Origin of the sequence: Limnohabitans sp., assembly GCF_044361985.1 — a bacterium.
Classification (GTDB): Bacteria; Pseudomonadota; Gammaproteobacteria; order Burkholderiales; family Burkholderiaceae_C; genus Limnohabitans_A.
On record NZ_JBIKHV010000186.1, the window covers coordinates 1 to 2,708 of the forward strand.

Consider the following 2,708-nt stretch of genomic DNA (forward strand, 5'->3'; position numbering starts at 1 on the left):
GGCCTTGTGGCCCAGCGTGCGAGAAGCGCTGCGTCAGCTGCAAGAAGCCATCGTGCCCAGCCTGTTTGTCCCGGAAGAAGCCAGCAGCACCTTCATCCTGACCATGGCCGATGCCACGGCCGCCGAGCTGATGGGTGGGCTGGCCCGGCAGCTGCAAACCCAAGCACCGGGGGTTTCGCTGCGTGTGGTGCCACTGACCACGCGCGATCCGCGCGTCCTGCTGCGCGATGGCGAGGCCGACATCGCGCTCGGCTACTTTCCCGCCGTGTTGACAGATTTGACCGGGCATGCCCAAGCCGGCGAAGCCGTGTCTTTTGAACACCAGCGCCTGTATGCAGGGGAATATGTCTGCGTGATGCGACAGGGCCATCCTTTGGCCAACCAGCCCATGACGCTGGACGCCTATTGCGCAGCCCGCCATCTGCTGGTGAGTTTTTCTGGACGCCCGTACGGCTTTGTCGACGAAGCGCTGGCCACACTTGGGCGACAACGGCGGATTGTGCTGACCGTGAACCAGTTTTTCACCGCCGGTCAAGTCGTGGTCAATTCAGATTTGCTCACGGTTTTACCGCGTCACTTTGTGCCCACCACGGGCATGGGCGATCAACTGATTTTGCGAGACTTGCCACTGGATGTGCCACCCGTCCATGTCGAGGCTTTGTGGCATCGGCGGCTGCAGCACGACAGTGCACACCAGTGGCTGCGCGAACAGCTGCTGCAGGTGGCGCAGGCTGCTTTTGCCGTGGAGGGCAGGCCATGAAAATTCAATTGCTCTCGGACCTGCACCTCGAGTCCAACCCTGAATTCATGCCCCGCCCCGCACCGGGTGTCGATGTGCTGGTGCTGGCGGGTGACATTGGCTCGTACCAAAGCGGCTCAGCCCTGGCGAGCACGGGCGATGCAGACTTTGGCCTGGCCCGGTTTTCTCCGCTGCACGGCTGGCCCACACCGGTGCTGTTTGTGCCCGGCAACCACGAATACGATGGCCTGGACTTTGATGAAGCCCACAGCCGTTTGCAAGAAACCTGTGCACGGCTGGGCATCACTTGGCTGGAGCGCGAAGTGCTGCAACTGAACGGTGTGCGCTTTGTGGGCACCACGTTGTGGACAGACTTTGACGCACTGGGGCCGCTGGCTGGCAAAACCCTGCCCGAGACCCTGCCCGCGCACTACAGCCACCCCAACAGCCAATACACCCGCCAGCTCAAGGCCCGCGAAAAAGCGTTTCGCGCCGCCAACTATTACCTGCGCAAAACCGCCACCACACGCGAGGGACACGCATGGCTGGCGGAAGGCATGCGTGCACAAGCGCTGCTCTGTCAGGACTGGCTCGGGGCCGCACTGAACACCCCGTTTGAAGGCACGACCGTGGTGGTGACCCACTTTGCCCCCAGCCTGCACAGCGCCGACCCCCGTTATGGCCATGTGCCGGGAACAGCCGGTTTTTGCAACGCGCTCGATGACTGGTTGCCCCACGCTCGCCTTTGGTTGCACGGCCACCTGCATTGCCCAAGCGACTACGCCCTGCAAGGTTGCCGCGTGGTGGCCAACCCGCTGGGCTATGCCCGCAAAAACGAACAACTCCATTTTCGAAGCCAGTTGATTCTGGAGGTCTGAGGGGCAGGGTGTGCGAGGTCACGCCCGCCTTGCCCCCTTCCCGTCAATGGCATCGGGTTTCATGACCTAAGTCAAGGCAGATCACGCAAGCCAGGGTTAACGTCGGGGCTTGTTTGATCCACAACAGGAGACCCTGATGAAAATCTTATTGGCCGTTGATGGCAGTGAATACACCAAAAAAATGCTGGCCTACCTGACCACGCACGACGAACTCTTCAGCACCGGCAACAGCTACACCCTGGTGACCGTGCAAGCCCAGTTGCCCCCCCGTGCGCGCGCCGCCGTGGGCAAGGAAATGGTCGACGCCTACCACCGCGAAGAAGCTGAAAAAATACTCGCCCCGGTCACCAAATTCCTGTTGCGCCACGGCATCGATGCCAAAACCATCACCAAGGTCGGTCATGCAGGCGAGCTCATCTCGAAAACTGCCGACAGCGGCAAATTTGACCTGGTGGTGATGGGCTCGCACGGCCATGGCACGCTGGGCAACCTGGTCATGGGCTCGGTCGCCACCCAGGTGCTTGCGCACTGCAAAGTGCCCGTGCTGCTGGTGCGCTGAAACCGCTTGGTCAGCGGGCGCTCAGGCCGTCAAAGCAAGTGCTCATCACCATATCGAGAATTTCTGTCTCGGTGTGCTGCTCGCCCATTTTCAGAAACTCCAGCACCGGGTCGCAAGCCCTGGCAAAGAGGGTGTAGAGCACCGCCACGGCTGGCAATGACGGGTTGAGGCGCCCCTGGCCCTGGGCCTCTTCGATCCAGGCACCCAATGCGTCACTGACCTCCATCAACCCGTCCATGTAATCTTTGCTGGCCATCAAGGTCGCGCGCAAGCTGGAGTTCTGGCTCGGCAAAGAGGGCATCAAGCCCTGAAGTTTGAGGGTCATGGTCCAACGGGTGACGGCCTTGAGCTTGTCCAGTGACGCCAGATCGGCAGGTACAGACTGGATGAACTCTTGCGCCTTGCGCATGGCCATCACCATGGCCGCACAAGCCAACTCTTCTTTGCTGGTGAAGTGCTTGTACAGGCTGGCCTTGGCAATGCCCACTTCGGCGGCCACTTCGTCCACCGTCATGGCATCAAAACCCTTTTC

Annotated in this window: 4 protein-coding genes; 3 read left to right on the top strand and 1 reads right to left on the bottom strand. The window is 61.1% G+C overall.

Annotated elements, in window-relative coordinates; genetic code table 11:
- The 3 genes from ACIQ3A_RS14850 to ACIQ3A_RS14860 form a co-directional block, all read left to right on the top strand.
- Nucleotides 1–760, top strand: a 760-nt coding sequence (locus tag ACIQ3A_RS14850; RefSeq protein ID WP_396432497.1) for a LysR substrate-binding domain-containing protein, incomplete at its 5' end; no start/stop codon positions are given.
- Nucleotides 757–1,617: a metallophosphoesterase gene (locus ACIQ3A_RS14855; RefSeq protein WP_396432498.1), complete on the top strand. Its 861-nt coding sequence runs from the start codon at nucleotides 757–759 to the stop codon at nucleotides 1,615–1,617. The genes ACIQ3A_RS14850 and ACIQ3A_RS14855, both read left to right, overlap by 4 nt.
- A 136-nt stretch (nucleotides 1,618–1,753) precedes the next feature.
- Nucleotides 1,754–2,176 carry a universal stress protein gene (locus ACIQ3A_RS14860; protein ID WP_396432500.1) on the top strand — a complete coding sequence of 141 codons (423 nt, stop codon included), beginning with the start codon at nucleotides 1,754–1,756 and terminating at the stop codon, nucleotides 2,174–2,176.
- Nucleotides 2,177–2,186: 10 nt separating this feature from the next.
- Here ACIQ3A_RS14860 and ACIQ3A_RS14865 read toward each other — a convergent pair.
- The coding region (locus ACIQ3A_RS14865; RefSeq protein WP_396432502.1) for a TetR/AcrR family transcriptional regulator at nucleotides 2,187–2,708 on the bottom strand (522 nt) is incomplete at its 5' end.

Coding starts and splice junctions, on each gene's coding strand:
- ACIQ3A_RS14855 (WP_396432498.1), top strand. CDS start 757: ATGAAAATTCAATTGCTCTCGGACCTGCACCTCGAGTCCAACCCTGAA.
- ACIQ3A_RS14860 (WP_396432500.1), top strand. CDS start 1,754: ATGAAAATCTTATTGGCCGTTGATGGCAGTGAATACACCAAAAAAATG.